Annotated in this window: 23 protein-coding genes, 1 tRNA gene and 1 pseudogene; 13 read left to right on the top strand and 12 right to left on the bottom strand. The window is 71.7% G+C overall.

What is annotated here, in order from left to right:
• Positions 1-18: 18 nt before the first annotated feature.
• The 6 genes from NAMU_RS29730 (at position 19) to NAMU_RS03510 (ending at position 6,385) form a co-directional block, all read left to right on the top strand.
• Positions 19-483 carry an OsmC family protein gene (locus NAMU_RS29730; RefSeq protein ID WP_015746040.1) on the top strand — a complete coding sequence of 155 codons (465 nt, stop codon included), beginning with the start codon at positions 19-21 and terminating at the stop codon, positions 481-483.
• Positions 480-1,550 (top strand): ArsA-related P-loop ATPase, encoded by a 1,071-nt coding sequence (locus NAMU_RS03530; RefSeq protein ID WP_015746039.1) that lies wholly within the window; start codon positions 480-482, stop codon positions 1,548-1,550. The genes NAMU_RS29730 and NAMU_RS03530 overlap by 4 nt, the downstream gene beginning before the upstream one ends.
• The gene (locus tag NAMU_RS03525; protein WP_015746038.1) at positions 1,550-2,707 is read left to right on the top strand and encodes an ArsA family ATPase; all 1,158 of its coding nucleotides are present in this window, start codon (positions 1,550-1,552) and stop codon (positions 2,705-2,707) included. The genes NAMU_RS03530 and NAMU_RS03525 overlap by 1 nt, the downstream gene beginning before the upstream one ends.
• A 105-nt stretch (positions 2,708-2,812) precedes the next feature.
• A complete protein-coding gene (locus NAMU_RS03520; RefSeq protein WP_015746037.1) occupies positions 2,813-5,098 on the top strand; it encodes a penicillin-binding protein in 2,286 nt (761 codons plus the stop codon).
• Positions 5,099-5,150: 52 nt separating this feature from the next.
• Positions 5,151-6,101 (top strand): metallophosphoesterase, encoded by a 951-nt coding sequence (locus NAMU_RS03515; RefSeq protein ID WP_138179928.1) that lies wholly within the window; start codon positions 5,151-5,153, stop codon positions 6,099-6,101.
• Positions 6,102-6,308: 207 nt separating this feature from the next.
• A tRNA-Pro gene (locus tag NAMU_RS03510) sits at positions 6,309-6,385 on the top strand.
• Positions 6,386-6,444: 59 nt separating this feature from the next.
• On the opposite strand, the gene NAMU_RS03505 is transcribed toward NAMU_RS03510, so the two are convergent.
• Positions 6,445-7,692 (bottom strand): hypothetical protein, encoded by a 1,248-nt coding sequence (locus NAMU_RS03505; protein ID WP_015746035.1) that lies wholly within the window; start codon positions 7,690-7,692, stop codon positions 6,445-6,447.
• An 84-nt stretch (positions 7,693-7,776) separates the two neighbouring features.
• A complete protein-coding gene (locus NAMU_RS26990) occupies positions 7,777-8,970 on the bottom strand; it encodes a fascin domain-containing protein (protein WP_138179926.1) in 1,194 nt (397 codons plus the stop codon).
• A 70-nt stretch (positions 8,971-9,040) separates the two neighbouring features.
• Between NAMU_RS26990 and NAMU_RS03495 the strand changes: the two genes are divergently transcribed.
• The gene (locus NAMU_RS03495; protein WP_015746033.1) at positions 9,041-10,906 is read left to right on the top strand and encodes a S9 family peptidase; all 1,866 of its coding nucleotides are present in this window, start codon (positions 9,041-9,043) and stop codon (positions 10,904-10,906) included.
• Between the two features lie 2 nt (positions 10,907-10,908).
• On the opposite strand, the gene NAMU_RS31345 is transcribed toward NAMU_RS03495, so the two are convergent.
• The 3 genes from NAMU_RS31345 to NAMU_RS30335 form a co-directional block, all read right to left on the bottom strand.
• Positions 10,909-11,031 carry a hypothetical protein gene (locus tag NAMU_RS31345; protein WP_015746032.1) on the bottom strand — a complete coding sequence of 41 codons (123 nt, stop codon included), beginning with the start codon at positions 11,029-11,031 and terminating at the stop codon, positions 10,909-10,911.
• A 290-nt stretch (positions 11,032-11,321) separates the two neighbouring features.
• Positions 11,322-13,052: an AMP-binding protein gene (locus NAMU_RS03490; protein WP_015746031.1), complete on the bottom strand. Its 1,731-nt coding sequence runs from the start codon at positions 13,050-13,052 to the stop codon at positions 11,322-11,324.
• Between the two features lie 203 nt (positions 13,053-13,255).
• Positions 13,256-13,825: an NADPH-dependent FMN reductase gene (locus NAMU_RS30335; protein ID WP_015746030.1), complete on the bottom strand. Its 570-nt coding sequence runs from the start codon at positions 13,823-13,825 to the stop codon at positions 13,256-13,258.
• A gap of 205 nt (positions 13,826-14,030) precedes the next feature.
• Here NAMU_RS30335 and NAMU_RS03480 point away from each other — a divergent pair, with 205 nt between their 5' ends.
• Positions 14,031-15,008, top strand: coding sequence for a hypothetical protein (locus tag NAMU_RS03480; protein ID WP_138179924.1), 978 nt, complete (start codon positions 14,031-14,033; stop codon positions 15,006-15,008).
• A 9-nt stretch (positions 15,009-15,017) separates the two neighbouring features.
• Here the strand turns inward: NAMU_RS03480 and NAMU_RS03475 are convergent, their stop codons facing one another.
• Positions 15,018-16,040: a hypothetical protein gene (locus NAMU_RS03475; RefSeq protein ID WP_015746028.1), complete on the bottom strand. Its 1,023-nt coding sequence runs from the start codon at positions 16,038-16,040 to the stop codon at positions 15,018-15,020.
• Between NAMU_RS03475 and NAMU_RS31340 the strand changes: the two genes are divergently transcribed.
• Positions 16,039-16,257: a hypothetical protein gene (locus tag NAMU_RS31340; protein ID WP_041368392.1), complete on the top strand. Its 219-nt coding sequence runs from the start codon at positions 16,039-16,041 to the stop codon at positions 16,255-16,257. The two genes, NAMU_RS03475 and NAMU_RS31340, sit on opposite strands and share 2 nt — an antisense overlap.
• A 115-nt stretch (positions 16,258-16,372) precedes the next feature.
• Here NAMU_RS31340 and NAMU_RS03465 read toward each other — a convergent pair whose 3' ends face one another.
• The 5 genes from NAMU_RS03465 to NAMU_RS03445 all read right to left on the bottom strand — a co-directional run bounded on the left by NAMU_RS03465 (position 16,373) and on the right by NAMU_RS03445 (position 21,937).
• Positions 16,373-17,206 carry an SDR family NAD(P)-dependent oxidoreductase gene (locus NAMU_RS03465; RefSeq protein ID WP_015746027.1) on the bottom strand — a complete coding sequence of 278 codons (834 nt, stop codon included), beginning with the start codon at positions 17,204-17,206 and terminating at the stop codon, positions 16,373-16,375.
• Positions 17,199-18,557 (bottom strand): flavin-containing monooxygenase, encoded by a 1,359-nt coding sequence (locus NAMU_RS03460; protein ID WP_015746026.1) that lies wholly within the window; start codon positions 18,555-18,557, stop codon positions 17,199-17,201. The genes NAMU_RS03465 and NAMU_RS03460 overlap by 8 nt, the downstream gene beginning before the upstream one ends.
• Before the next feature lie 65 nt (positions 18,558-18,622).
• Positions 18,623-19,684: an aspartate-semialdehyde dehydrogenase gene (locus NAMU_RS03455; RefSeq protein ID WP_015746025.1), complete on the bottom strand. Its 1,062-nt coding sequence runs from the start codon at positions 19,682-19,684 to the stop codon at positions 18,623-18,625.
• 5 nt (positions 19,685-19,689) lie between these two features.
• The gene (locus tag NAMU_RS03450; RefSeq protein ID WP_015746024.1) at positions 19,690-20,955 is read right to left on the bottom strand and encodes an aspartate kinase; all 1,266 of its coding nucleotides are present in this window, start codon (positions 20,953-20,955) and stop codon (positions 19,690-19,692) included.
• A gap of 82 nt (positions 20,956-21,037) precedes the next feature.
• A complete protein-coding gene (locus NAMU_RS03445) occupies positions 21,038-21,937 on the bottom strand; it encodes a CPBP family intramembrane glutamic endopeptidase (RefSeq protein WP_015746023.1) in 900 nt (299 codons plus the stop codon).
• On the opposite strand from NAMU_RS03445, the pseudogene NAMU_RS31665 reads away from it, so the two are divergent.
• The 4 genes and pseudogenes from NAMU_RS31665 to leuA all read left to right on the top strand — a co-directional run.
• Positions 21,932-22,306, top strand: a pseudogene (locus tag NAMU_RS31665) (DUF2510 domain-containing protein); the annotation flags it as partial. The gene NAMU_RS03445 and the pseudogene NAMU_RS31665 sit on opposite strands and share 6 nt — an antisense overlap.
• On the top strand, positions 22,301-22,576 hold the full coding sequence (locus NAMU_RS31660) for a hypothetical protein (protein WP_052308119.1): 276 nt from the start codon (positions 22,301-22,303) through the stop codon (positions 22,574-22,576). The pseudogene NAMU_RS31665 and the gene NAMU_RS31660, both read left to right, overlap by 6 nt.
• A 3-nt stretch (positions 22,577-22,579) precedes the next feature.
• A complete protein-coding gene (locus NAMU_RS30775; RefSeq protein ID WP_015746021.1) occupies positions 22,580-23,374 on the top strand; it encodes a pentapeptide repeat-containing protein in 795 nt (264 codons plus the stop codon).
• A gap of 325 nt (positions 23,375-23,699) precedes the next feature.
• A complete protein-coding gene (gene leuA, locus NAMU_RS03430) occupies positions 23,700-25,496 on the top strand; it encodes a 2-isopropylmalate synthase (protein ID WP_015746020.1) in 1,797 nt (598 codons plus the stop codon).
• 88 nt (positions 25,497-25,584) lie between these two features.
• Here the strand turns inward: leuA and NAMU_RS03425 are convergent, their stop codons facing one another.
• The gene (locus NAMU_RS03425) at positions 25,585-26,475 is read right to left on the bottom strand and encodes an oxygenase MpaB family protein (RefSeq protein ID WP_015746019.1); all 891 of its coding nucleotides are present in this window, start codon (positions 26,473-26,475) and stop codon (positions 25,585-25,587) included.
• Positions 26,476-26,542 lie beyond the last annotated feature (67 nt).

Here is a 26,542-nt window from a genome sequence, read left to right as displayed (position 1 = left end):
TCCTGGCAGGATCGAGAGATGGCCGACCCCCGCCACCCCCGTCCCGTCGACCCGCTCGACCCGGTCGCCGACACCGGACGGGTGCGGGTGGACCGAACCGGGCCGGGCCGCTACGCCGCCGGTAACGGCCGGGCGACCGCCATTCCGATCGGTCTGGCCGGCTCCGCGGGCGCGTACTCGCCCACCGAGCTGCTGCGGATCGCGCTGGCCGGCTGCGTGGGCCTGTCCGCCGATCATGTGGTCTCCCGCCGGCTGGGCGGCGAGAGCGAGGTCAGCATCGCGGTGACCGGCGATCACGACCCGGTCGAGCGACGATTCACCCGACTGGCCTCCACGATGACCCTCGATCTGTCCGGCCTGGATCCGCAGGCCCAGGAGCAATTGCGCGCGGTGGTGACCCGGGCCGTGCACCGCTACTGCACCGTCGGGCGCACCCTGGAGCACGCCACCCCGGTGCCGCTCGCCGTGGTGGGTTCGGCATGAGCGCGCTGCCCACACCTGTCGCCCACCCGGCGACCGATGCCGACGCGATCGAGCCGTCGACCGCAGCGTCAACCACCGAGCCGTGGACCGGAGCCTGCCGGCGGGCCCGCCTGCACGTCATCACCGGCAAGGGCGGCACCGGCAAGACCACCGTGGCCGCCGCGCTGGCCCTGGCGCTGGCCACCAACGGGCGCCGCGTCCTGCTGGTCGAGGTGGAGGAACGCCAGGGCATCGCCCGGCTGTTCGACGTGCCCCCGCTGCCCTACCAGGAGAAGAAGGTGGCCGTCGCCACCGGCGGCGGCGAGGTCCGGGCGTTGGCCGTCGATGTCGAGGCCGCGCTGCTGGAGTACTTCGAGATGTTCTACAACCTCGGCTTCGCCGGCCGCAGCCTGAAAAAGATGGGGGCGGTGGAGTTCGCCACCACCCTGGCCCCCGGCCTGCGCGACGTGCTGCTGACCGGCAAGGTCAAGGAGACGGTCACCCGGATCGGCTCGGACAACCGTCCGGTCTATGACGAGGTGGTGCTCGACGCCCCGCCGACCGGCCGGGTAGTCACCTTCCTGGGCGTCACCGAGGCCATGTCCGGCCTGGCCAAACGCGGGCCGATCCACAGCCAGGCCGAGGGCGTCGTGCGGTTGCTGCACTCGCCGGACACGATCGTGCACCTGGTCACCCTGCTCGAGGACATGCCGGTCACCGAGACCCTGGAGGCGATCGAACAGCTGCGGGCGCAGAGCCTGCCGGTCGGCACGATCATCGTGAACGCGGCCACCTCCCCGCAGCTGCCCCGCGCGGCCTTGGACGCGGCGGCCCGCGGCGAGCTGGACACCGACGGGCTGGCCGACGCGCTGCGGGCGGCCGGCGTCGAGCCGACCCCCGCCGTCCTGGACGGCCTGCGGGAGCAGGCCACCGAGCACGCCATCCGGGTGCTGGACGAGCAGCAGTGCCGCGAGCAGCTGGCCGCCGCCGGGCTGCCCATGCTGGAGCTGCCCCGGCTGGTCGAGGGCGGCGACCTCGGCGGCGTCTACGAGCTGGCCGACCGGCTGGCCGAGCAGGGAGTGGACTGATGCCCACACGCTCCGCGGCGGGGGCCAACCCCGTCCTGGACCTGGCCCCGCTGCTGGCCGACCCGCGGACCACCATCGTGGTGACCTGCGGATCCGGTGGCGTCGGCAAGACGACCACGGCCGCGGCGATGGCGCTGTGGGCGGCCGACGCCGGCCGCAACGTCGCCGTGCTGACCATCGATCCCGCGAAGCGGTTGGCCCAGTCGCTGGGGCTGGACGAGCTGGACAACGACCCCCGCCGGGTCGACGTCCCGCTGGCCAGTCCGGACGGGCAGCTGTGGGCGATGATGCTGGACACCCGCCGCACCTTTGACGAGATGGTCTCGGCCCACTCCACCCCGGAGCGGGCCCAGGCGATCCTGTCCAACCCCTTCTACCAGGTCATCTCCTCCTCGTTCTCGGGCACGCAGGAATACATGGCCATGGAGAAACTGGCCACGCTGGCCGCGACCAACCAGTTCGACCTGATCGTGGTGGACACCCCGCCGAGTCGGTCGGCGCTGGACTTCCTGGACGCACCGCAGCGGCTGTCCTCCTTCATGGACGGCCGGATGATCAAGCTGCTGGCCACCCCCAGCCGGGGCGTGATGAAGATCGTCGGCGCCGGGTTCACCCTGTTCTCCAAGGCGGTCACCACCGTCCTGGGCGGGCAGCTGCTGACCGATGCCGCCCAGTTCGTGCAGTTGTTCGAGGACATGTTCGGCGGCTTCCGGGAACGGGCCCAGGCCACCTACGAGCTGCTGCGGGCGCCGGGCACCAAGTTCGTCGTGGTCTCGATCTGCGAGGGCGACGCGCTGCGCGAGGCGTCCTACTTCACCGACCGGCTGCGGGCCGAGCACATGCCGCTGGCCGGACTGATCCTGAACCGGACGCATCCACCGCTGGCCGACCTGGCCGCCGGCCCGGCCCAGCTCGCGACCGACAAGCTCGGCGATGCGGCGCCGCTGGCGGCCGCGGTGCTGGACATCCACCGGCAGCGGCTGGAGGTCCGGGCCGCCGAACTGCACATGCGGGGCCGCTTCGACCGGGTGCACTCGGACCTGCCGGTGGTCGAGGTACCGGCGTTGCCCTCGGACGCGCACGATCTGCCCGCGCTGCGCGAGATCGGGCTCCGGCTCACCCACGGGACCTCGTACCGGCCGGCCGAAACCGGATAGGACGCGTCGCCGCCGGCCAGGTTGCCCGCCCGGCGGCCATGTGGCGAGTATCCCGGGATCACCTCCGGCACACCTGACCGCCGGTAGCCTGACCCGGTGCGTGTGATGAGCGGTCTGGGGCGTTTGATTCTGGGCACCCTGTTGGCCGGGGTGCTGGTGGCGGGGCTGTTGTTGCCCTATTCCGTGGGGATGGGCATCGCGTCGAACGCGGTGACCGATGCCATCGACGGGGCCCAGGCGGACCCGCTGACCGCGGAGATCCCCCTGCGCACCACCGTCACCGACGCCACCGGGGCGCCGATTGCGACCCTGTACAACCAGAACCGGGTGTACGTCCCGCTGTCCTCGATCTCGGACTACCTGCAGGTCGCTGTCGTGTCGATGGAGGACCGCCGGTTCTACCAGCACCAGGGCGTCGACTGGCGCGGCACCGTGCGGGCCATGCTGCGCAACGCGCAGGCCGACGCGGCCGCCCAGGGCGGTTCGACCCTGACCCAGCAGTACGTGAAGAACTACCTGTACCTGGTGGAGGCCAAGACCGAGGCCGAGAAGGCCGACGCGATCGCCACCACCCCCATCCGCAAGCTCAAGGAAGCCAAGCTCGCCCTCCAGGTGGAGCAGACGCTGAGCAAGGCCGAGATCCTCGAGCGGTACCTGAACCTGGTCGCCTTCGGGCCCTCCCAGTACGGCGCCGAGGCGGCGTCCCAGTGGTTCTTCGGCACGTCCGCGGACAAGCTGACCCTGGCCCAGGCCGCCCTGCTGGCCGGCATGGTCAACAACCCGCCCAAGTACAACCCGCTCGACGAGAACCACGTGCAGGACGCACGGGACCGTCGTGACCTGGTGCTGGACGTCATGGTCAGCACCGGCCGGCTGTCCAAGGCCACGGCCGAGGCGACCAAGCAGCAGGACCTGGGGCTGAACCCGAAGCGGACCCGCAACGGCTGCATCCCGGCGGACAACTCGCAGACCAACGGGTACTTCTGCCAGTACGTGCTGGACTACCTGTCCAACGCGGGCTTCGACAGCGACACGGTCGCCGAGGCCGGCTGGACGATCAAGACCACCATGGATCCCACGGTGATGGCGGCGGCGAAGGCCGCGGCCACTGCCAACGCCGACCCGTCGGTGCCCGGGGTCGAGCGCATCGCCAACACCGTCGCCGTCGTCGGCAAGGACGAACCCCGCAAGGTGCTGGCCCTGGCCGCGAACCGGCCCTACGGCCTGGACCCGACCAAGGGCGAGACCGTGCAGCGGCTGCCCACCACCTTCGCCCCGCTGGGGGCGGGATCGACCTTCAAGATCTTCACCGCGGCCGCCGCGATGGAGATGGGACTGGGCACCAACACCACCATCGACGTGCCGGCCCAGTACGAGAGCCCGCTGGTGCCGTCCGCGACGTTCAAGAACGCGACCAGCTACCCGACGTCGATGACGTTGGCGCAGGCCCTGGCCACCTCCCCGAACACCGGCTTCGTCGCCCTCGAGGACCAGGTCGGCCTGCAAAAGGTCGCCGAGATGGCGGTTCGGCTGGGCCTCAAGGGCTACCAACTGGACGCCGGCGACGTCGATCCGGCGTTCGCCAGCGCCGGCACCGACTACACCGCGCAGGTCACCGCCCAGAAGATGGCCTCGTTCACGCTGGGTGTGTCGCCGGTCAGCCCGCTGGAGCTGGCCAACGTCGGAGCGACGCTGAACTCGGACGGCAAGTGGTGCCCGCCCACCCCGGTGGACACCATCACCGACCGCAACGGCAAGTTCGTCACCTGGGACAAGACCCCCTGTGAGCAGGCCGTGCCGGCCGAGCTGGCCCGGACCCTGGCCGTGGCCATGGAGGGTGACTTCACCGGCAGCGGCACCGCGGCGGCCAGCGCGTCGGCGGCCGGCTGGAGCTGGACGGCGGCCGGCAAGACCGGCACCACCCAGGAGTACAAGTCCTCGGCCTTCCTCGGCTTCACCCCCGAGATGAGCGCCTCGGTCATCGCCTGGGACTCCGAACCGCGACCTCAGTCGATCTGCAAGGACCCGATCCGGTCCTGCTCGACCGACGAGGCAATGAGCGGCTCCGGGATGGGCGGTGGCTCGATCCCGGCCGCCACCTGGATGGCCACCATGAAGCCGCTGAAGGAGAACCAGCCGGACACGTTCTTCCGGCCGGCGTCGACCACCTACATCAAGGGCTCGGCCAGCACGCAGGTGCCCAACGTGGTGGGCAAGAACGTGGACGATGCGAAGACGCTGCTGACCGCGGCCGGCTTCACGGTGGCCGTCGCCCCCAAGCAGGACACCGGCGCCTCGGTCAACATCGTGGTCGACCAGAACCCCAAGACGACCGCGCTGCCCGGCGGGCAGATCACCTTGGGAGTCTCGGCGGGCGGGTCCGGCGGCTGATTCCGGCCGGTGCTGACCGGGCCAGCCGATCATGATGATTAGGCTGCCGATCATGCCTGCATCCACCGCACCCGCACCCGGACCCTCCGCCGGCGGGCGTCCGTCCCGCGGACGGACCCTGGCGGCGGCGGCCGGGGGCCTTGCCCTCACCGGTGTCGCGACGGCCGCCTGGTCGACGCTGGTGGAACCACGGGCCTTCACGCTGCGCCGGGTCGACCTGCCGGTGCTCGATCACGGGGCGTGGCCGATCCGCGTGCTGCACCTGTCCGACCTGCACATCGTTCCGGATCAGCGGCGCAAGATCGAGTGGGTCAGTGCCCTGGCCGACCTGCGGCCCGACCTGGTCATCAACACCGGCGACACGCTCTCGCACCTGCGGGCCGTGCCGACCGCGCTGGCCGCGTTCGGTGACCTGCTGGACCTGCCCGGGGCGTTCGTCTTCGGCAACAACGACTTCTACGCCCCGGTGCCCAAGTCGCCGCACCGCTACTTCATGCCCCGCAGCCCGGCCCCGATCCGCGGCACCAGCCTGCCCTGGCAGGACCTGCGCGCCGGCATGGCCGAGCGGGGCTGGATCGACCTGAACAACGCCAAGACCACGATCGACCTGCGTGGGCAGCGGCTGGCCCTGGCCGGGGTCAACGACGCCTACACCAAGCGGGATCACTACGAGCTGATCGAGGGCCCGGCCGACCAGGACGCGGTGCTGCGGCTGGGCGTCACCCACACCCCCGAGCCCCGCATCCTGGACCGCTTCGCGCTGGACGGCTACGACCTGATCCTGGCCGGCCACACCCACGGCGGACAGATCCGCGTACCCGGCCTGGGTGCCGTGGTCACCAACTGCGGTCTGGACCGCTCCCGGGCCCGCGGGGTGTCCCGCTGGGGCTCGCACACCATGCTCAACGTCTCCGCCGGCCTGGGCACCAGCCCCTATATGCCGATGCGCCTGTGCTGCCGCCCCGAGGCCACCCTGCTGACCCTGCGGGCCCGTCCGGCCTGAGCCTGGCGGTCGCCCGGCCGCGCCCGCAGGCGGCGCGCTGATCCAAAGCATGATTCGGCGCCCGGTTTGCCGGGTTCGGTGGTCCTTGGATCAGCGCGGCCCTCGGTGGCCGGAGCCGGCTGAGGATCGCGCCGGGACTGCGGAGGGTTCGCGGCGGCAAAGTGGTCAGAAGGGCCCTCCCGCATCAGCTAGACTTCTGCAGGCTTTCGGGGTGTGGCGCAGCTTGGTAGCGCGCTTCGTTCGGGACGAAGAGGTCGCAGGTTCAAATCCTGTCACCCCGACCAGAAGGCAGGCAGGGCCCCGCTCGATCATCGAGCGGGGCCCTTGTCGTCGGTGCCGCCGGTCAGGCTCCGGCCGGCCCCGATGCCGCCGGAGCAGTGGACTTGAGGGCCTTGTAGTCGACCATCTCGCGCAGTAACGCCCGCCGGAACCGGGGCTGGTCGGCCAGGTTCACCGCGAGCACCGTCAGCAGCAGGTAGATCAGCAGCCCGCTGAGCACCAGCGTGAGCACGGGCAGGGTGACGCCGCCCAGCTCGTCGATCATCGACTGCTTGGCCCAGACCCGCCAGGTCAGCATCAGGTTGACGCCCAGACCCAGCACGTAGGACACGACGAAGGACAGCAGGAACGGCTTGAGCGTGCCGTCCTTGAAGCGGGCCTTGAGCGGCTCGACGCGCAGCGGCGAGACGACCGACAGCACATTGCCCACGCCCAGCCACAGCAGCATCATGGTGACCAGCTGGCCGAGCGCCTTGACCAGGCTGGTGCCGTAGGCCCCGGTGCGCCAGGCCAGCAGCACGCTGAGCACCACCCCCACCGCGCCGACCAGCACGAACATGGTCAGGTTCTTGCTCAGCATGACGTGCCACAGCCGCCGTCCGCTGGTCAGCGCCTCCCGGACCCGGGTGGCGTCCCAGCTCAAGGCGTTCGTGCACACCACCCCGCCGATCACCCCGGACAGCGCGTACAACGCCAGGAACGGCGCCAGTTCGCTCTTCTCGTCCCACTGGTAGAGCCGGATGAAGCCCAGGTAGGCCAGGCCCAGGCCCAGACTGATGCCGAGCTTGACCAGGATCGAGCGAGGCTTGGCGCGCAGCACCGCGCTCATCTCCCGGCTCACCCCCGTGCCCAGCTCCTTGCCGTGGGACAGCGTCGGGTTGCCCGCCAGTGGCCGGTACCCGCGGACGGTGGCCGCCACCGCGTCGGAGTCCCCGGCCCGCAGCGCCGCCCCCCGGGCCTGCAGCACCGCCCGATGCGCCTCCAGCAACGCCAGCCGGGCCGTCGCCACGGCGGCGTCGGCGTCCGCGGCGGCCTGCGCCGCGGCCTCGACAAGGTCTTCCGGCGGCGCCTGGCCCACCACGTCCCGGTCCGGCATCAGCATCTGATCGAGCCGATACCGCCACCGTCCCGAGGGCTGCACCGCATCCAGCGCCGGCCGGGACAGCGCTTCGCGGTCGACCCGCAGGGCCCGGTCCACCCGCTGGGTGGCGGCGTCGATCGCCCCCTGGTCCTGCCACGCCGCCGACCGCACGGTCGCCTCGGCCTGCACCGCCCGGCCGGCAACCTCGGTCAGCGCACCGATGGCGGTCACGTCACACCTGGTTCTCGTTCAGCACGCGAACAGTGTGCGGCACGAACCCTTAGGTGCTCGTCAGGCCGGCGACGGTCGCTGAGCTCAGGAGCCGACCAGATCAAACTTCTCCCAGGTGTCGACAGCTGTCCGATTGGCAATGAGCGGCGCCCCGCCCCCGTTCTCGGCGGTGACCAGCCGGTAGTTGACCGCCGATCTCAGCGAGATCGTCGAGTCCGCATTGGGGATCAGGATGAATGTCTCCCACAGGTCGGCCGCCCCACGGTTGGCGATGAGGCTGGAGGCCCCTCCGTTCTCAGCGCACACGAAGGCGCCGTTGGCGTGCGAGCGCAACGTCACCCGGGTGCCACTGGAGACGATGAGGTCATACTGCTCCCAGGAGCCAATCGCGGTTCGATTGGCGATCAGCGGGGAAGCCCCGCCGTTTTCGGCTACCACCCACCGGCCATTCGCTTGAGCTTTGAGGCTGATCACCAGCGGCTCGGCACAGCCGGCCAGGTCTCGGCCGCCGCCGGGTGACCATGGCAGATCGATCGCCGGAGCGTCCTGGTTAGCGTCTACGTACGCGGTCGCGAGCGATTCCCACTGCCCGTAAAGGGTCGGGTTGTTGCTTCCCTGCACCCGCTGGGCGGCATTGTTGAGCGTCAAGTACTGCCACCCCGGTATGTCCAGCAGCCCCGAGGTAGGCGCCGCGCTACGGGGACCGCCAAAGAACGCCATGGCCTGCCAGCGCGGATCGAGCAGACGCCGGACCACCCCGACAGGATCGGTCTTTCCGTTGCTCACCCCGTAGTCGCCCCAGCCGTAGGCGGGACGCTGCTGATAGAGGCCGATCGAGTCGGTGTCATGAGCGCCATCGAACGCGCCGAACTTGTCATGCGGGTACCGCAAGGACAGTTTGGTGGTGGCCAGCCAATAGGCCCGGCCCGGCCACGGCCACGACGCACTTTGTTGACTGGTGCCGTCGTTGGCCAGATTGCGCAGCGAGGACTCCTGCTGCATCACCATCACCGCGATGATCTGTCCCTGCCGGCCCACGCCCATCGATTTGGCGACCCCGATGGTGGTGCGTACCGCCGCCGCCCGCGCGGCCGGGGTGGGATTGGCGCCGTCGCAGTTCGCCCGCGCCGCCTGGACGACCAGCGGCTGCGCGGCCGCGCCGGGGGCGACCACTACGGTCAGCCCGGCGGCCAGAGCCACCAGCAATGCCGCGACCAGCGCCCGACCACGAACACTCATATGCACCAGCCCCGCGTGTTGACGACGACCTTTGGTCACGATGCGCCTACGCTAAGTCACAAACTGTCGGTTGGCGACCGCAGGTCGACCGGCCGGGCAGGATGCAGGGATGCCTTCTGTCGACCGTCTCGCCCACCCGATCGCCACACCGCCCACGAGGCTGTTCGATGACCCCGCGCTCGAGTCCCGTTGGCAGCGCCGATTCACCGCGGTCCGCACCTCGCTGCCGCACCACGCCCGGGACGAGCCGAACCGCGCGTACTACACCGCCAACGCCACCGGCCGCACCGAGGTCTGGTGCTGGGATGTCAGCGCCGACCGTCATGTGGTGGCCACCGACCGTCCGGACGGCACGTCGATGGCCACCCTGTCCGCCGACGGGTCGACGCTGTGGTGGTTCGACGACCACGACGGCGACGAGTTCGGCTGCTGGCGGACCCAGCCGTTCGGCGCCGACCCGACGACGCCCGCCGGGCACCCGCTGCCGGACGCGCCGGCCGGCTACCCGGCCGGGCTGGAGGTCGGCCGGCAGCTGGTGCTGGCCGGGTTCGCCGACGACGAGGGCACCCGGATCCACCGGAGCGTCACGGGCGGCCCGAGCACGGTCGTCTACCGGCATCCCGAGGACGCCTCGGTCAGCGCGCTGAGCACCGACGAGTCCATCTGGATCCTCGCCCACACCGAGCACGGCGACGCCAGGTACCCAGCGCTGCGGGCGATCTCGACCGCCGACGGACGGGTGGTCGGCGAGCTCTCGGATGCGCCCGGACGCGGCCTGCACGTGCTGGCGGTCAGCCCGCTGGCCGGCGATCAGCGCATGGTGATCGGCCATGAGCGGCGGGGCCGGGACGAGCTGCTGCTGTGGGATCCGGTCGCCGGGACGGCCACCGAGCTGATCCTGGACCTGCCCGGCGATCTGGACGCCGAATTCACCGACGACGCCGCGGCGTTGATCGTCCGGCACAGCCATGCCGGCCGGGACACCGTGCATCGCGTTGACCTGAGGACCGGCACCCTGCGCGCACTGCCCACCGCGCGCGGGGTGGTGACCGGTGTCGCCCCGCGCCCCGACGGGTCGATCTGGTACCGCTGGACCGACGGCGGCACCGCGGCCGGGCTGCGCGTGCTCGACGCCGACGGCGGCGAGCGGGAGCTGTTCCGCCCGCCCGGCGAGCCCGCCCCGGGCAGCAGCGGGTTGCAGGACCTGTGGGTGGACGGCCCGGGTGGGCCGATCCATGCCTTCCTGGCCGTCCCGGATGCGGCGCCGGCGGTGACGGAGGGCGCGCCGTGGCCGACCGTGTTCTCGGTGCACGGGGGTCCGGCAGCGGCCGACGACGACGCGTTCGACCCCGCCCGGGCGGCCTGGTTGGACGCCGGGTTCGCGGTGGTGCAGGTCAACTACCGGGGGTCGACCGGCTACGGGTCGGTCTGGCGGGATGCCCTGACCGAACGCATCGGGCACACCGAGCTGGCCGACATCGCCGCCGTGCACGACCATGTCGTCGCGACCGGAATCGCCGACCCGGCCCGCTCGGTGATCGCCGGGTATTCCTGGGGCGGGTTTCTGACGCTGCTCGCGCTGGGCACTCAGCCGCAGCGGTGGACCGCGGGCGTGGCCGGGGTCCCGGTCGCCGACTACCCGGCCGCCTACGAGGACGAGATGGAGCCGCTGCGCGCCTACGACCGGGCCCTGTTCGGCGGGTCGCCGCAGGAGGTACCGCAGGCCTACCGCGATTCGTCACCGCTGACCTGGGTGGACCACGTCCGGGCACCGGTGCTGGTGCTGGCCGGGGCGAACGACCCGCGGTGCCCCATTCGGCAGATCGAGAATTACCTGGACGCGCTGGCCGCGCGCGGCGCCGCCTATCAGGTCTACCGGTACGACGCCGGGCACGGCTCGGGCGTCACCGCCGAGCGGATCCGCCAGCAGGCCTGCGAGATCGCGTTCGTCCGGCAGGTGCTGGCGGCCGGCTGAAGTCAGTCCGAGAGCTGCCAGCGCTGCCCGTGCGGGTCGGTGAAGTCGGAAATGGTCTTGCCGGTAACGGGAATGAAGGTGTTCTCCCGGCTGAACGTGCGGCCGGCGGCGGTCAGCGCCGCCACGTCGGCCGCCTGGTCGGTGGAGCCCGAAGGCGATGTGGTCCATCACGAAGGCGTCCAGGCTGGTGTCCTCCCGGAGCTCGAAGATCACCTGGCCCGCACCCGGCAGGGCCACCTCGACCGAGCCCCGGGCCGGCGTGCGGCGAACCTCCACGAACCCCAGGCCGGCGAAGAACTCCAGCGCGACGGACAGATCGGGCACCTTGAAGTCGATGTGATCGACGCGAGTCAGCACCCCGCCGATCCTGCCACGGCCCGACCAACCCACCGATCAAGCCCCGATCAACCCCTCGTCAACGCAGTTCGGGGAAGTCCTCCACGCGGTACTCGATGCCGGCTTCGGCCGCGGACTGACCGGCGCCGCCGGCGCCGTGCCGCTGCTGCTCCTGCCCGCGCAGTTCGACCCGGCGGATCTTGCCGGAGATGGTCTTGGGCAGCGGCCCGAACTCCAGCCGCCGGATCCGCTGGTAGGGAGCGAGCCGGTCCCGGGAGTGCTCGAAGATCAGCCGCGCGGCGACCTTGTTCGGGTGGTAGCCCTCGGCCAGCACGACGTAGGCCTTGGGCACGGCCAGTCGCAGTGGATCCGGCGAGGGCACCACCGCCGCTTCGGCCACCGCCGGGTGCTCCAACAGCACCGATTCGACGGCGAACGGCGAGATCCGGTAATCCGACGCCTTGAATACGTCGTCGTCCCGGCCGACGTAGGTCAGGTACCCGTCCGCATCCCGGGAGGCCAGGTCACCGGTGTGGTAGTAGCCGCCCCGGGTGGCTTCGGCGGTCCGCTTCGGCTCGCCGTGATACCCGGCGAGCAGCCCCACGGTCCCGGCGGACAGGTCGACGCACAGCTCGCCCTCCTCCCCCGGCGCTCCGGTGCTGGGATCCAGCAGCTCCACCCGGTAGCCGGGCATCGGCCGACCCATCGAGCCCGGGCGCACCGGCTGACCCGGCGCGTTGCCGACCGCGAGGGTCATCTCCGTCTGCCCGAAGCCGTCCCGGATGGTCACTCCCCAGGCCCGCTGGACCTGCTCGATCACCTCGGGATTGAGCGGTTCCCCGGCCCCGACCAGCTCCCGCGGCGGCGTGGTCAGGCGGCTCAGGTCGGCCTGGATCAGCATCCGCCACACGGTCGGCGGTGCGCAGAAGGTGTTCACCCGCTGCTCGTCGAGCACCCGCATCAGCTCGACCGCGTCGAACCGGGCGTAGTTGAAGACGAGCACCGTCGCCTGAGCCAGCCAGGGCGCGAACACGCAGGACCAGGCGTGCTTGGCCCACCCGGGCGAGGAGATGTTCAGGTGCACGTCGCCGGGCCGCAGGCCGATCCAGTACATCGTGCTCAGATGCCCGATCGGGTAGGAGATCTGGGTGTGCTCGACCAGTTTGGGCAGCGCGGTGGTGCCCGAGGTGAAGTAGAGCAGCAGCGGGTCGCCGGCCCGGGAGACTCCCTCGGGCACGAAACCCTCGTCGGGGTAGGCGGCGCTGTCCTCGTACTCGATCCACCCGTCGACCGGGCGGCCGACGGCGATCCGCACGAAGACGCCGGGCACGTGCCGGAACCCGTCGGTGTCCACGTCCCGGGCAACCACGAACCGGGCACCGCCGCGGCCCACCCGGTCGGCCAGATCGTCCGGGGTGAGCAGGGTGCTGGCCGGGATGATGACCGCGCCGATCTTGATCGCGGCCAGCACGATCTCCCACAGCTCGACCTGGTTGCCCAGCATCAGCACGATCCGGTCGCCGCGCTGCACCCCGTTGGCCCGCAGCCAGCCGGCCACCTGATCCGTACGCCGGGCGAGCTGACCATAGGTCCAGGAGCCCACCGAACCGTCCGGTTCGACGATGACCAGCGCGGGCCGGTCCGGGTGCTCCGTGGCGATCACGTCGAACCACTCGACGCCCCAGTTGAACGTGGTGGGTCGGGGCCAGCGAAAGCGTTCGACGGCCTGGTCGCGGTCGTCCCGGTACTGCAGCAGCAGATCGCGCGCGGCCCGGAGCTGGTCGGTCGCGGGAGTCGGCACAGCGCTCATGTCAGTCCTCTCCGGCCGGGCGCCCGACGGTGCGCGCCCACCCGGGTCGAGGATGGCACCGGCCGGCGCCCCCCGCGAGGGGGCGAGGCCCGGCGTGAGGGCCCAGCCCAGCGCGAGGGCGCAGCCCGGCGTCAGGGCGCAGCCCCGCGCGAGGAGGGACCCGTGCGTGGCCGACCGGCGGACGAGCCCGGTGCAACGCCCGGTCAGGCCGACGGCAGCCGGGACCAGCGTCGGGCGAAGTCGACCATCTGCTCGGCCTGCCGGCGCACCGACGCGGCGGCGGCCTCGTCGGTGGTCGACCCGTCCTGGTCGAAGCGGGTCGCGGTGCTGTTGATGGCCAGTCCCAGCGGGGTCGGCCAGCCGCGCAGGGCATGCGCCACCTGGCGCAGCGTGGACAGTGTGGAGACCGCAGCCTGCCAACCCCGGGCCACCGCGATCAGCCCGACGGCGCGACCGTCCAGGTAGGGCCGCTCGTCCTCGCGTAGCTCTTCCAGATAGTCCAGGGCATTCTTGACCAGGCCGGACACCGTCCCGTGGTACCCGGGCGAGCTGATCACCACGGCGTCGGCCCGCCGGACCGCGGCCACGTAGCCGGTGGCCCGGGCCGGCAGCACGGCCCCGGTGTGGTACGGCGGCAGATCCAGATCCAGGCCGGTGAACATCTGGACATCGGCGCCCAACTCGACCGCCTGCGCCAGCACCGCCCGTAACACGCGATCCGACTGCGAATGGTCGTCCACGGACCCGCCGATGCCCACCACCCTGATGCTCACCTGCTCGATACTGCCTGTTGTCCCGGGATACCGTGCAGCCCGGGGGCGGCGACCGTCGCGACCGGCGAGGACGGAGGGTCCAGATGCGTGAGCCGGGCCCACCCAACCGCGCCCGCCGGCGGGTGAACCGACCCTGATCCGCCGTGCTCGACCGCCGGTCCGACCGGGCCGGGCGACGATCCAGCTGACCGCGACCCTGTTGTCGATGACCCTGCTGGCGACGAACCTGCTGGCCGGGTGTACCGGGACCGGCGACCCGCCGCCTTCCGGCCCGCCATCCGCGCCCGCCCCGGCCACACCCTCGACCGGGTCCACTCCGAGGTCCAGTCCGAGCCCCTCCGCCACCGACGCGCCGATGGTGCGGGTGGTCCCGCTCGCCCCCGGCGTCTCCGACGAGGCCAGCGGCATCGCCGCGTCGACCACGGTGCCGGACCGGTTCTTCCTCATCGACGACGGCACCGGGGCCGACGAGCTGGCGGTGGTCGACGACCGCGGCAGGCTGGTCACCCGGGTCACCCTGACCGGAATGGACGCCGACAACGCCGAGGCGCTGGGCGGCGGGCCCTGCGGATCGATCCCGGTGATCGACGGCGCCCGGCAGTGCCTGTATGTCGGCGACATCGGCGACAACCGGGAACGGCGGGACGACGTCGTCGTCTACCGGGCCGGCGAACCGGACCTGACCGGCGCCGGACCACATCTCACGGTCGCCGCCGACGAATGGCGGTACACCTACCCCGATGGGCCGCACAACGCCGAGTCGATGCTGGTCGACCTGGACGGCTCGGTGCTCATCGTGACCAAACCGCGCAACGGCGCGGCCCACCGGATGTACCGGGGCCAACCGGGCGGCGGCGAGCTGAGCTTCGTCCGCGAATTCCCGATCCCCGGTTCCACCCGGCCGCTGCGCACCATCCTCACCGGCAACGTGGCCACCGACCTGGCCGCCACCCCCGGCCGCGTGCTGCTGCTCACCTACGACGACGTGCACGAATACACCGCCCCTGACCCGACCGCCGCCTTGAGCGACTTCCCGGACTGGCCGACGCGGTCCCTGCCGTTTCCCGACCTGCCGCAGGCCGAAGGGATCGCCGGCGCCGCCGACGGCTGTGGATACGTCATCGCTTCGGAGGCCGGGCCGACCGGCTCCGCCGGCTCGCTCGGTCTGGCGACCTGCCGCTGACACCGCCGGTCACCGCAACCGCACGATCACCGACGACGGCGCCACCTGATCCCCACCGGCGTCCGACACCACGACGACGTCGTCCCACCAGGTGACCGAGGCCGGCACGGCAGGTTCCGCGCCCGGCAGCGCAGCGGTCAGCACGCGTCGTCCGCTGGCCACGTTGAGCACGACCAGGCTGGACCGGCCGTCGAGCATCGCCGTCACCGCCAACTGGCTGCCGTCCGGGGAGAAGGCCGCACCCCCGCAGGACTTCGAGTCCGGCAGCAATTCGGCGCTGACGGTCTGCGGGCTCTGCACCGAGGTGACCGTGATGGCGCCCAGCGTCCCGTCCGCCGCCCGTGGACAGCTCAGCACCGATTGCCCTCGTGGGTCGGCGGCCACCAGGTACACCGAACCACCGCTCGACTCGTTGCGAGCAAGCCGATACAGGACCTTGGTGCCGGCCCCGAGCCACCACAGGAACTGGCCGCTCGAGGGACCGTCGGAGCTCATGGCCACACCCACGGCGCTGGCCCGGATGCGCAGATCGGCGTTGGTCATCTCCCCGAACAGTTGGCCCACCTCGCCGATCCGCTTCGAGCCCAGGTCGGCGGCCAGGAGTGCGGCGTCGAGTTGGTCGGTCCGCGGCGCCAGCAGCACGGCGGAGCTGTCCACGGTCCAGGCCGCGGTGGCCAGGTCCCAGTGCGGGGGCGGCGTCGTCGCCAGGTCGTCGATGCCGGTCGGCCCGATGACGTGGGTGACCCCGCCGGTGACGGGAATGACGTACGCCGCCCGCGAGTGCTCGTCGGGTCCGGCCAGCACCAGCAACCAGGCACCGTCCGGGGAGAACAGGCCGAACGACGGTCGGTCGGCCGGGGCCAGCTCGACGCAGGTGGCCTCGCCGGCCAGGATCGGCGCGAAACAGATCCGGCCGTCGGCCGGAGTCGCGACCAGATCGCCGGCGGGTGAGACGATTCCGGCCGGGCCGGGCTGGACGTCGGCCGACGTCCAGTCGCCGGCCGCGGAGAGCGGAACGGACCGGTCGGACATGGTCCCCGGCGCCGGTGCGGACGCCGACGCCGACGCCGACGCCGACGCCGAAGCCGAAGCCGACGCCGGAGCCGAGGTCCTGCCCGACGCCGACCCGGAGTCCGGCGTCGACACCGAGCCCGCGGTCGCCGAACCGGCCTGCCCGACGGTGCAGGCGGTCAGCCCGATCGCGACGACCAGACCCAGCAGCAGGGCCGGCCACACCCGGCGTACATGAGCGGAAGGAAACACCATGGGAGCAAACTAGATCAGCCGGCCGACCCCGGGGCGAGGTTGTCCACAGCCCCCGGCGACCCGAGGATAGTTGTGCACATTGCGTTTTCGGTCTTGACTCAGCCGTCAGCAGATGCTTCCTCGGCGTCGATCCGGGCCAGGTACTTCGCGTGACCCCGCCGCCCGAACCGCTCGAACAGCGGGATGATCCGGTTGGCGGCACCCGGCACGGAATGGGCCAGCCGGGTGGTGATGCTGTCCGTGTACGGCAGGTACACCTCCAGACGCCGCCCGGTCAGGGCCTTTTCGTAGGCCGCGACGACGTCGGGGACCGAGTGGACCCGGCCGACGAAGTTGAGCAGGCTGCCGCCGTGCCGGGCCTCCAGCCGCAGCATGGGGGTGTCCACCCCGCTCGGGTACACCCCGGCGACCCGCACGCCGGACCCGGCCAGCTCGGCGGCCAGCGCGGTCAAGAATGCCCGCAGGCCGGCCTTGGCCGCCGAGTACGCCGCCGACCCGGGCAGCGAGATGATCCCACCCATCGACACGGTGGCCAGCAACCGGCCCCGGCCCCGGGCCCGCATCCCCGGGACCGCGGCGTTCATCAGCTGCACCGGGCAGGCCAGCATCACGTCCACCTGGTCGTACAGCTGGTCCGGGTCGACGGAGCCGACCTGGCCGGGCACGATCAGCCCGGCGTTGGCGACCAGCACCTCCAGCCGGTCGGCCCACTCGCCCCGGATCCGGTCGGCCAGCGCGGCCACCTGCGACCGGCGGCGGGCGTCGCAGGCCATCCCGATGGTGTCACCGCCGATGTTCGTCACCGCGCGGGCGACGGCGGCCTCGTCGATGTCGACGGCGATGACCCGAAAGCCTCTGCTGCGCAGCATGATGGCCACGCCGCCGCCGATCGCACCGGCCGCCCCGGTGACCAGGGCCAGCCGCTCAGACATGGGCGCCGGTCATCCGGATGGGGTCGAAGCGTCCGGCCCGCAGCTCGGTCCAGCCCATCAACCGGGCCACCCGATGCAGGTTCTTCTTGTACGCGCGGACCTCGACATAGTTGGTGTGGCGCGGACTGTCGACGAACTTCACCCCGCTGCTCAGGTCCGGATGGTCGGTGCGGACGAGCTCGCGGAATGTGCGGGCCCGCGCCGGGTTGTCCCGCAGGTCGGCCAGATGCTCGCCGATCAGGTTCGCGATGCGGTCGAAAAGCGTGTACGCGCTGGAGTTCACCTCCAGGTAGCTCACGCCGAACAGGCCCGGCCGGGCGGCAAACGCGTTCAGGTACATCTCCGGTCGACCCTGCGTCCAGGGCAGGTAGTCCGGTGGAACGTAGGGAATGGACATGTCGTACCCGGTCGCACACACGACCAGGTCGACCCGCTCGCGGCTGCCGTCGGTGAACACCACCTCGGGCCCGTCGAACCGGACGACGCCCGGCTTGGCCGCGATGTCACCGTGCGAAAGATAGTGCAGCAGTTGGGTGTTGAGCAGCGGGTGGGTCTCGAACAGCTTGTGGTCGGGCTTGGGCAGACCCCATCGCCGCACATCGCCCACGACCAGCGGGCGCACCACCGAGTAGAGCAGCCGCTCCCCCCAGATCGGCAGCCACTCGGTCTGATCCGACGGCGTCCCGGCCAGGAACTTGGGGATGAAGTGGTAGCCGCGGCGGGTGCTGATGAACGCCGCGTCGGCGGCGGCCGCGGCGTCACAGGCGATGTCGGCGCCCGAGTTGCCCAGGCCGACGATCAGCACGCGCCGCCCGGCGAACAGCGACGGCGACCGGTAGCCCACCGAATGCATGACCTGGCCGTCGAAATGTCCGGGCACGACTGGCATTCGGGGATCCCAGGTGACCCCGGTGCAACAGATCAGGGCCGACGCCCGCACCGGCCCGGCGGTGGTGGTCAGCGTCCAGCTGCCGTCGGCGTGCTGCTCGGTGCGCTCGACCGCCGTGTCGAACTCGATGCCCGCCCGCAACCCGAAGGCGTCGGCGAACGCGTGTGTGTAGTGCAGGATCTCGGTGCGGGAGGGGTAATCCGCGAACGAGGTCGGCATCGGGTAGTCGAAGAAGCCCGACTTGTCCCGGGAGGAGATGAAGTGCGCCGACTCGTACATCGGCGTCCCGGGATTGTCGATGTCCCAGATCCCGCCCAGGTCCCGGTGTCGCTCGAACTGCACGTAGGGCAGCCCGCGCACCCGCAGCGCCCGGGCCATGGCCAGGCCGGCCGGGCCGGCACCGACGATCGCCGCCGGCAGGCCCGCCGACGGAGCCGGCGAGCCGGCCGGGGATGCGCTCATGGAAGGCTCCTTTGCCCTCGTCCCGAACCCTGCCTCGTCGTGGCCACCGGCGGCGGGGCCTGACCTCAGCGAGCGGCCGCGACGACCTCGGCGATCTGCACCGCGTTGAGCGCCGCACCCTTGCGCAGGTTGTCGTTGGACACGAACAGCACCAGGCCGCGCCCGTCGGCCACGGACGCGTCCTGCCGGATCCGGCCGACGAACGAGGGGTCGGCGCCGGCCGCCTGCAACGGGTTGGGCACGTCGGTCAGCTCGACCCCGGGGGCACCGGTCAACAACTCGGTCGCCCGGGCGACCGACAGCGGCCGGTCGAACTCGGCGTTGATCGACAGGGAGTGCCCGCTGAACACCGGCACCCGCACGCAGGTGCCCGAGACCAGCAGCTCCGGGATGTCCAGGATCTTGCGGGACTCGTTGCGCAGCTTCTGCTCCTCGTCGGTCTCGAAGGTGCCGTCGTCGACGATCGCGCCGGCCAGGGCGATCACGTTGAACGCGATGGGCCGCACGTACTTCTTGGGCGCCGGGAACTCGACCGCGGACCCGTCGTGGGTCAGCGCGCCGGGCGCGATCGGACCCTCGACCACCGCGCGGACCTGGCCCTCCAGCTCGGCCACGCCGTCGAGCCCGGAGCCGGAGACCGCCTGGTAGGTCGACACGATCAGCCGGCGCAGCCCGGCCTCGTCGTGCAGCGGCTTGAGCACCGGCATCGCGGCCATGGTGGTGCAGTTCGGGTTGGCGATGATGACGCCAGTGCCCTGCTCGGCGATCGCGCTCAGGGCGGCCTCGGGGTTGACCTCGGAGACCACCAGCGGGATCGACGGGTCCTTGCGCCAGGCCGAGGAGTTGTCGATGACGGTGACCCCGGCGGCCGCGAACCGCGGGGCCTGGGCCCGGGACAGGGTGGCCCCGGCCGAGAACAGCGCGATGTCCAGACCCGACGGATCGGCCTCGGCGGTGTCCTCGACCACGATCTGCTGATCGCCCCAGGGCAGCGTCTTGCCCGCCGACCGGGCCGAGGCGAAGAACCGGATCTGCTCGATCGGGAAGTTCCGCTCGGCCAGAATGCGGCGCATCACCCCGCCGACCTGGCCGGTGGCGCCGACGACTCCTACCCGCAATCCACTCATCTGTCCTACCTTCCGGTTCCGGCGTACACGACGGCCTCTTCGTCGCCACCGAGCTCGAATGCGTCGTGCAGCGCCCGCACCGCGGTGTCCAGTTCCACGTCGCGGACCAGCACGGAGATGCGGATCTCGGAGGTGGAGATGATGTCGATGTTCACCCCGGCCGCGGCCAGGGCCTCGCAGAAGGTGGCGGTGACCCCCGGGTGCGAGCGCATCCCGGCGCCGACCAGGGAGACCTTGCCGATGTGGTCGTTGTAGACGATCGACTCGAAATCGATCTCACCGCGGCGCGATTCCAGCGCGGCGACCGCCCGCGGCCCGTCACCCTTGGGCAGCGTGAAGGTGATGTCGGTCTTGCCGTCGACCGCCTTGGAGATGTTCTGCACGACCATGTCGATGTCGATCTCGGCGTCGGCGATGGTGCGGAAGATCTTGGCCGCCACGCCCGGGTGGTCGGCCACTCCGGCGATGGTCACCTTGGCCTCGCCGCGCTCGTGCGCGACACCGGTGATCAGGGCACTTTCCACGGGAATATCCTCCATGCTGCCTTGCACGAGCGTGCCGTTGAGATCGTTGTACGAGGAGCGCACGCGCACCGGAACGCCGTACCGGCGGGCGTATTCGACGCAGCGCAGCATCAGTACCTTGGCGCCGGAGGCGGCCATCTCGAGCATTTCCTCGTAGGTGATGGTGTCCAGCTTGGCGGCGTTGGGCACGATCCGCGGGTCGGCGGTGAACACCCCGTCGACGTCGGTGTAGATCTCGCAGACGTCGGCGTGCAGCGCCGCGGCCAGCGCGACCGCGGTGGTGTCCGAGCCGCCGCGACCCAGCGTGGTGATGTCCTTGGTGTCCTGGCTGACGCCCTGGAACCCGGCGACCAGGGCGATGTTGCCCTCGTCCAGCGCCGAGCGGATCCGGCCCGGGGTGACGTCGATGATCCGGGCCCGGCCGTGCGTGGAGTCGGTGATGACGCCGGCCTGGGACCCGGTGAACGAGCGGGCCTCGGCGCCGAGCGCGGAGATGGCCATGGCGACCAGGGCGTTGGAGATGCGCTCCCCGGAGGTCAGCAGCATGTCCAGCTCACGGGCCGGCGGCGAGGGCGAGACCTGTTGGGCCAGGTCCATCAACTCGTCGGTGGTGTCCCCCATCGCGGAGACCACGACGACCACGTCGTGCCCGTCCTTGCGGGTCGCCACGATCCGCTCGGCCACCCGCTTGATCCGCTCCGCCGTCCCGACCGACGAACCGCCGTACTTCTGGACGACGAGGCCCACTGCCACTCCCAGTCTGTTGCGCGCAGGCCCGCGTCCACGGGCCCCGACGGATTTTACCGGCAGGACCAAGGTCCCCCGGCCGTCAGGCCGATCCGGCTACGACCAGGAGGGCGACGACGGCCACACCGTTGAACACCACGTGGGTCACGATGGCCGGTCCCAGCCGCCCGAAGCGGATGGTCAGCCAGCCCAGGACGGCCCCGGCCGCGAAGAGTCCGGGCAACAGCGCCAGCGCGGACACCGCATCGTTCACCTCGGACACGTGCAGCAGGGCGAACACCGCCGCGGTGGCGGCAATGGCCAGCCGGGCCCGACGGCGCGGATCGGCCAGCCGGGGGTTGGTGCCACTGCGGCGCAACAGGGAGGCCAGCGCCCCGCGCAGCCCGACGCCCCGGAAGAAGATCTCCTCGATCACCGGCCCGACCACGGCAATGGCAGCCATGTTGACCACAAGCCAGACACCGGTCCCCAGCCCGTTGCCGTCCAGCACGTCCTGCAGGTTGCCCTGCGGCAGGCTGCCGGTGACCCGGGCGCAGAAGATCGTCCACAGCCCGATGGCGACCCGCAGCCCCACGCCCGCGCCCAGGCCGATGAACAGGTCGATCCAGCGGAAGCGCAGGGCCAGATCGGCGACCAGATTCCCGGTGCCGTGCCGCCGGCAGGCCCAGATCGCGGTGCCCAGCAGCCCGACCCAGACCGGCAACGCGGACAGCAGCAGCAGCGCCGGTCCCGGTGTGGCCCCGGACAGCCGGACCACGGCGGAGAGCAGGGTGCTGGCCAGCAGTACGACCCCGAGGCCGACGAAGACGTCGACGAAGGTCCACGGCGGCCGGACCCTGCCGTCGAGGGTGACGGGCCCGGCGACGACGGGTCCGGCGACGACCGGCCCGGTGACGACCGGGGCGTTGCCGACCGCCTCGGCCAGCGCCGGCCGGGGCACCGGCAACGGCTGGGTGGGCGGGTCGCGGGGGTCCGGATGCACGCCCCCATGGTGCCCCGGCCTGGGTACTGTCGAATCATGCCCAGTGACCGTCGCGCCGCCGGTTGGTATGCGGACGAGGACGACCCGGACGGCGAACGGTGGTGGAACGGCACGCAGTGGACCACCCACACCCGGGCGGTCGGCGTGGTGTCGTCGGAGGACCTCACCGGATCGTCGCCCCGGGCCTGGTCCACGGCGGAGGAACAGCCGCTCGTCACGATCGAACCGCCCTCTGCACCGCTCGTCGTCGGGCCGGCGCCGCCGGACCCGCTGGACATCCCGCCCGGCTGGTATCCGGACCCGGCCGGGCATCCCGCCCTGCGCTGGTGGGACGGCTGGGAGTGGTCGGCCCACACCGCCCCGCTGCCCGCGCCGCCGGTCTGGGCGCCGGCGGCGCCACCGCGCAAGTCCGTGGGCGTCGCTCTGGTGTTGACCTTCTTCTTCGGCCCGTTCGGGATGCTGTACTCGACGGTGTCCGGAGCCCTGGTCATGCTGGCGGTCCTGTTCGTCGTCGGCTTCCTGGTCTTCGGCCTGTTCTGGTTCCTGCTGTGGCCGCTGGCCTGGGCCGGCTCGATGGTCTGGGGCGCCCTGGCCGCCGCCCAGTCGGGGCCGCAACCGGCCGCCACCTCCTGGCGCTGACCGGTGTTGCCGCTGCTGACGGCCGACTGCGGGCAGTGCTCGGCCCTGTGCTGCGTGGCCACGAGCTTCAAGAAGTCGGCCGACTTCGCCTTCGACCGGCCCGCCGGCCGGCCCTGCCCGAACCTGCTGGCCGATTTCGGCTGCGGCATCCACGATCAACTCCGCGACCGCGGCTTCCCCGGCTGCGTGGCGTTCGACTGCTTCGGCGCCGGGCAGCGGATCACCCGGTCGACGTTCGGCGGCCGGACCTGGCGGTCCGACCCCGCGCTCGCCCCAGACATCTTCCGCGCCTTCATGATCATGCTCGACCTGCACGAGATCATGTGGCACCTAGAACAGGCGCTGGCCCTGCCCGCCGGCCCGGACCACGCCGAGCTGGCCTCCCACCTCGACCGGATCGCCGCCTGGGCCGAGCAGGCGCCGGCGGAGCTGGTCGATCTCGACGTGGCCGCGGCGATGACGCCGGTCGGTGAGCTGCTGGAGCGGGTCAGCGCCCGGGTCCGTTCGTCGGTACCCCACGGGGCCGACCATCGGCGAGCAATGCTGCTCGGGGCGAACCTGCGCCGGGCCGACCTGCGCGGCGCCACCTTTCGCGGCGCCACCCTGGTCGGCGCGGACCTGCGCCGGGCCGATCTGCGGCGGGCCGACCTGACCGGCGCCGACCTGCGCGGGGCCGACCTGCGCGGGGCCGACCTGACCGGCGCGCTGTGGGTGCGGCAGGGTCAGCTGGCGGCCGCGGTCGGCGACGGCGCCACCCGCCTGCCGATCGGCCTGACCCGACCGGCGCACTGGCGTTAGTCGCTCACCTCCAGGAGGAAAAGTGTCGCTGCGCGGGCACTTTCCTCCCCACCGCGGCCTGACCGGCCGGGCCGACCATGGTGTGCGGCCCACCCCGCCGAACCCAGCGGATGCGCCTACCGCCGCCCCCGGGGTACAGTCCCCAGCGTGGTGCGCACCGCAGCGACCGACGCGATGACGTCCGGCCTGCTCCTTCGCCGCCGCGACGGAGCCTGATTTCCGACTGGCTCCTCCGTCGCGGTGTGTTGTGCTGCCGGTCAATCCCCCGCTCGGGCCGGATGATCATGAGCCACCGGCACGAGCCCTCCCCAAAGGACGAATCGTCATGGGTACCCCCGCTCCCTCCCGTCTGCGCACGCCGGCCGGAGACATTCCCGCCGGACAGGCCGCCTACAACCGGCAACGGCCCAGCGCCATGCCCACCGGGCGTTACACCCCCTTCGCGCCGATCGACCTGCCCGATCGCACCTGGCCCAGCAAGGTCATCACCAAGGCCCCGCAGTGGTGCGCGGTCGACCTGCGCGACGGCAACCAGGCCCTGATCGACCCGATGACCCCGGCCCGCAAGCGCCGCATGTTCAACCTGCTGGTGCAGATGGGCTTCAAGGAGATCGAGGTCGGCTTCCCGGCGGCCAGCCAGACCGACTTCGACTTCGTCCGCGAGATCATCGAGCAGGACGCGATCCCCTCCGACGTCCGCATCCAGGTGCTGACCCAGGCCCGGCCCGAGCTGATCGCCCGGACCTTCGAGGCCGTCGAGGGCGCGCCGGCTGCGCTGGTGCACCTGTACAACTCCACGTCGACGCTGCAGCGCCGGGTCGTCTTCGGCCTGGACCGGGTCGGCATCCGCCGGATCGCGACCGACGGCGCCGAGGAAGTGGCCCGCTGGGCCGAGAAGTACCCGGACACCGACTGGCGGTTCGAGTACTCGCCCGAGTCCTACACCGGCACCGAGCTGGAGTACGCGGTGGAGGTCTGCAACGCGGTCTCGGCGATCTGGCAGCCGACCGAGCAGAACCCGATGGTGGTCAACCTGCCGGCCACCGTCGAGATGGCCACGCCCAACGTCTACGCCGACTCCATCGAGTGGATGCACCGAAACCTGGAGCGGCGCAACGGGATCGTGCTCTCCCTGCACCCGCACAACGACCGCGGCACCGCGGTGGCCGCCGCGGAGCTGGGCTATATGGCCGGCGCCGACCGGATCGAGGGCTGCCTGTTCGGCAACGGCGAGCGGACCGGCAACGTCTGCCTGGTCACCCTGGGCCTGAACCTGTTCAGCCAGGGCATCGACCCGCAGATCGACTTCTCCGACATCGACGAGATCCGGCGCACCGTCGAGTACTGCAACCAGCTGGGCGTGCCCGAGCGGCACCCCTACGGCGGCGATCTGGTCTACACCGCGTTCTCCGGCTCGCACCAGGACGCGATCAAGAAGGGCTTCGACCACCTGCGCCGGGACGCCGAGGCGGCCGGGGTCGAGGTCGACGAGTTCACCTGGGCCGTGCCCTACCTGCCGATCGACCCCAAGGACGTGGGCCGCAACTACGAGGCGGTCATCCGGGTCAACTCGCAGTCCGGCAAGGGCGGCGTCGCCTACATCATGAAGACCGAGCACGGGCTGGACCTGCCCCGCCGGCTGCAGATCGAGTTCTCCCGGGTGGTCCAGGAACACACCGACACCGAGGGCGGCGAGGTCGACGCCAAGACCATGTTCTCCTACTTCGCCGAGGAGTACCTGGAGCGGACGAGCCCGGTCAAGCTGGTCCGGACCCGCTTCGAGACGCCGGAGGAGGCCGACCACCCGTTCGACAAGATCTCGGCAACCGTCGTCTCCAACGGCGAGGAGGTCACCGCCAGTGGCGCCGGCAACGGCCCGGTGGCCGCGTTCTGCCAGGCCCTGACCTCGATCGGGCATGACGTGCGGGTGCTGGACTACGTCGAGCACGCGCTGTCGGCCGGCGGCGACGCCCGGGCAGCGGCCTATCTGGAATGCGCGATCGACGGTCAGGTCGTCTGGGGTGTCGGGATCGACTCGTCGATCACCACCGCCTCGCTCAAGGCCGTGGTGTCGGCGGTCAACCGGTCGGCCGCGGTGGCCGCGCGCGGCACCGACCTGTGACGGCCTGACCCCGGTCGAGCCACTGCTGCGCGACTCGCGCGGGCCCCGGGCCGGCGCGAGTCGCGGACAACGGCCGCGGTGCGGGTCGTCAGCCGGCCCGCTGCTCGGCCAGGGCGTCGATCTGATCGCGGGCGTCGCGGACCTCCGGCGGTCCGGTCCACTTGTCCGGCAGCACCACCAGGCCGGCGCGGACCGCGCGGATGGTTGCCGTCGCGGCCAGGTCGGTCGTCGGCAGGCCGGGCAACCGGTACATCCGCCGGGCCCAGCGCGGCAGCAGCGCGAAGGCCATCGCCGCCAGCCCGGCCCACGCGGGCCGGGCCGGGGTGAGCAGGCGGACCCGTTTGGGCATCGGCGGGACCGCCAGCACCCGCACACCCCGGCGGGCGGCGTCGGTGAGCCGGAGCTCGGCCCGCACGTCCCGGAAGTACTGGGTCATGTCGGCGACGGTGGCCGGGACCATCGCCTCCGGAATCCCGATCAGCCGGGCGGCCCGAACCTGTTCGCGCAGGTACTCGTCGGCCTCACGGTCGCTGATGGGGGCCCCGGCCCGCCGGGCCGTGGTCAGGAACGAGTCGACCTCGCAGCAGTGCACCCACAGCAGCAGGTCCGGCCGATCCAGCCGGAAGCTCTCCCCGGTCTCCGGATCGGTGCCCCGCAGCTTGCGGTGGATCCCGCGGACCTGCGCGGCGAGCCGGTGCGCCTGCGGCGCCGGCGAATAGGTCAGGGTCGAGACGTACCGGCCGGTGCGATCCAGCCGGCCCCAGAAGTTCTCGTCGAACCCGCGTTGCTGGGACACGGCGGCCATGGTCAACGGATGCAAGGCCTGCAGGATCAGCGCCCGCACCCCGCCGATCGGGAAGACCGGATCGGCGTGCACCCGCCAGGTCATGCTGTCCGGCCCGAAGAGCGGGTCGGCCTGCGCCGCCGCCCCCTGGTCGCCCCCGATCGCACGAACGTCAGCCCCCGAACTGGTGTCCATCAACTCACCCTACGCGCGTGATCATCGGGCACCCGGCGGCGGCGGAACCGGGCTCCCGCTGGCCGGG

The sequence above is a fragment of the Nakamurella multipartita DSM 44233 genome (assembly GCF_000024365.1).
In the GTDB taxonomy this organism is placed as follows: Bacteria; Actinomycetota; Actinomycetes; order Mycobacteriales; family Nakamurellaceae; genus Nakamurella; species Nakamurella multipartita.
Note: the sequence above shows the minus strand (reverse complement) of the source record. Positions and strands in the feature narration are given on the sequence as shown.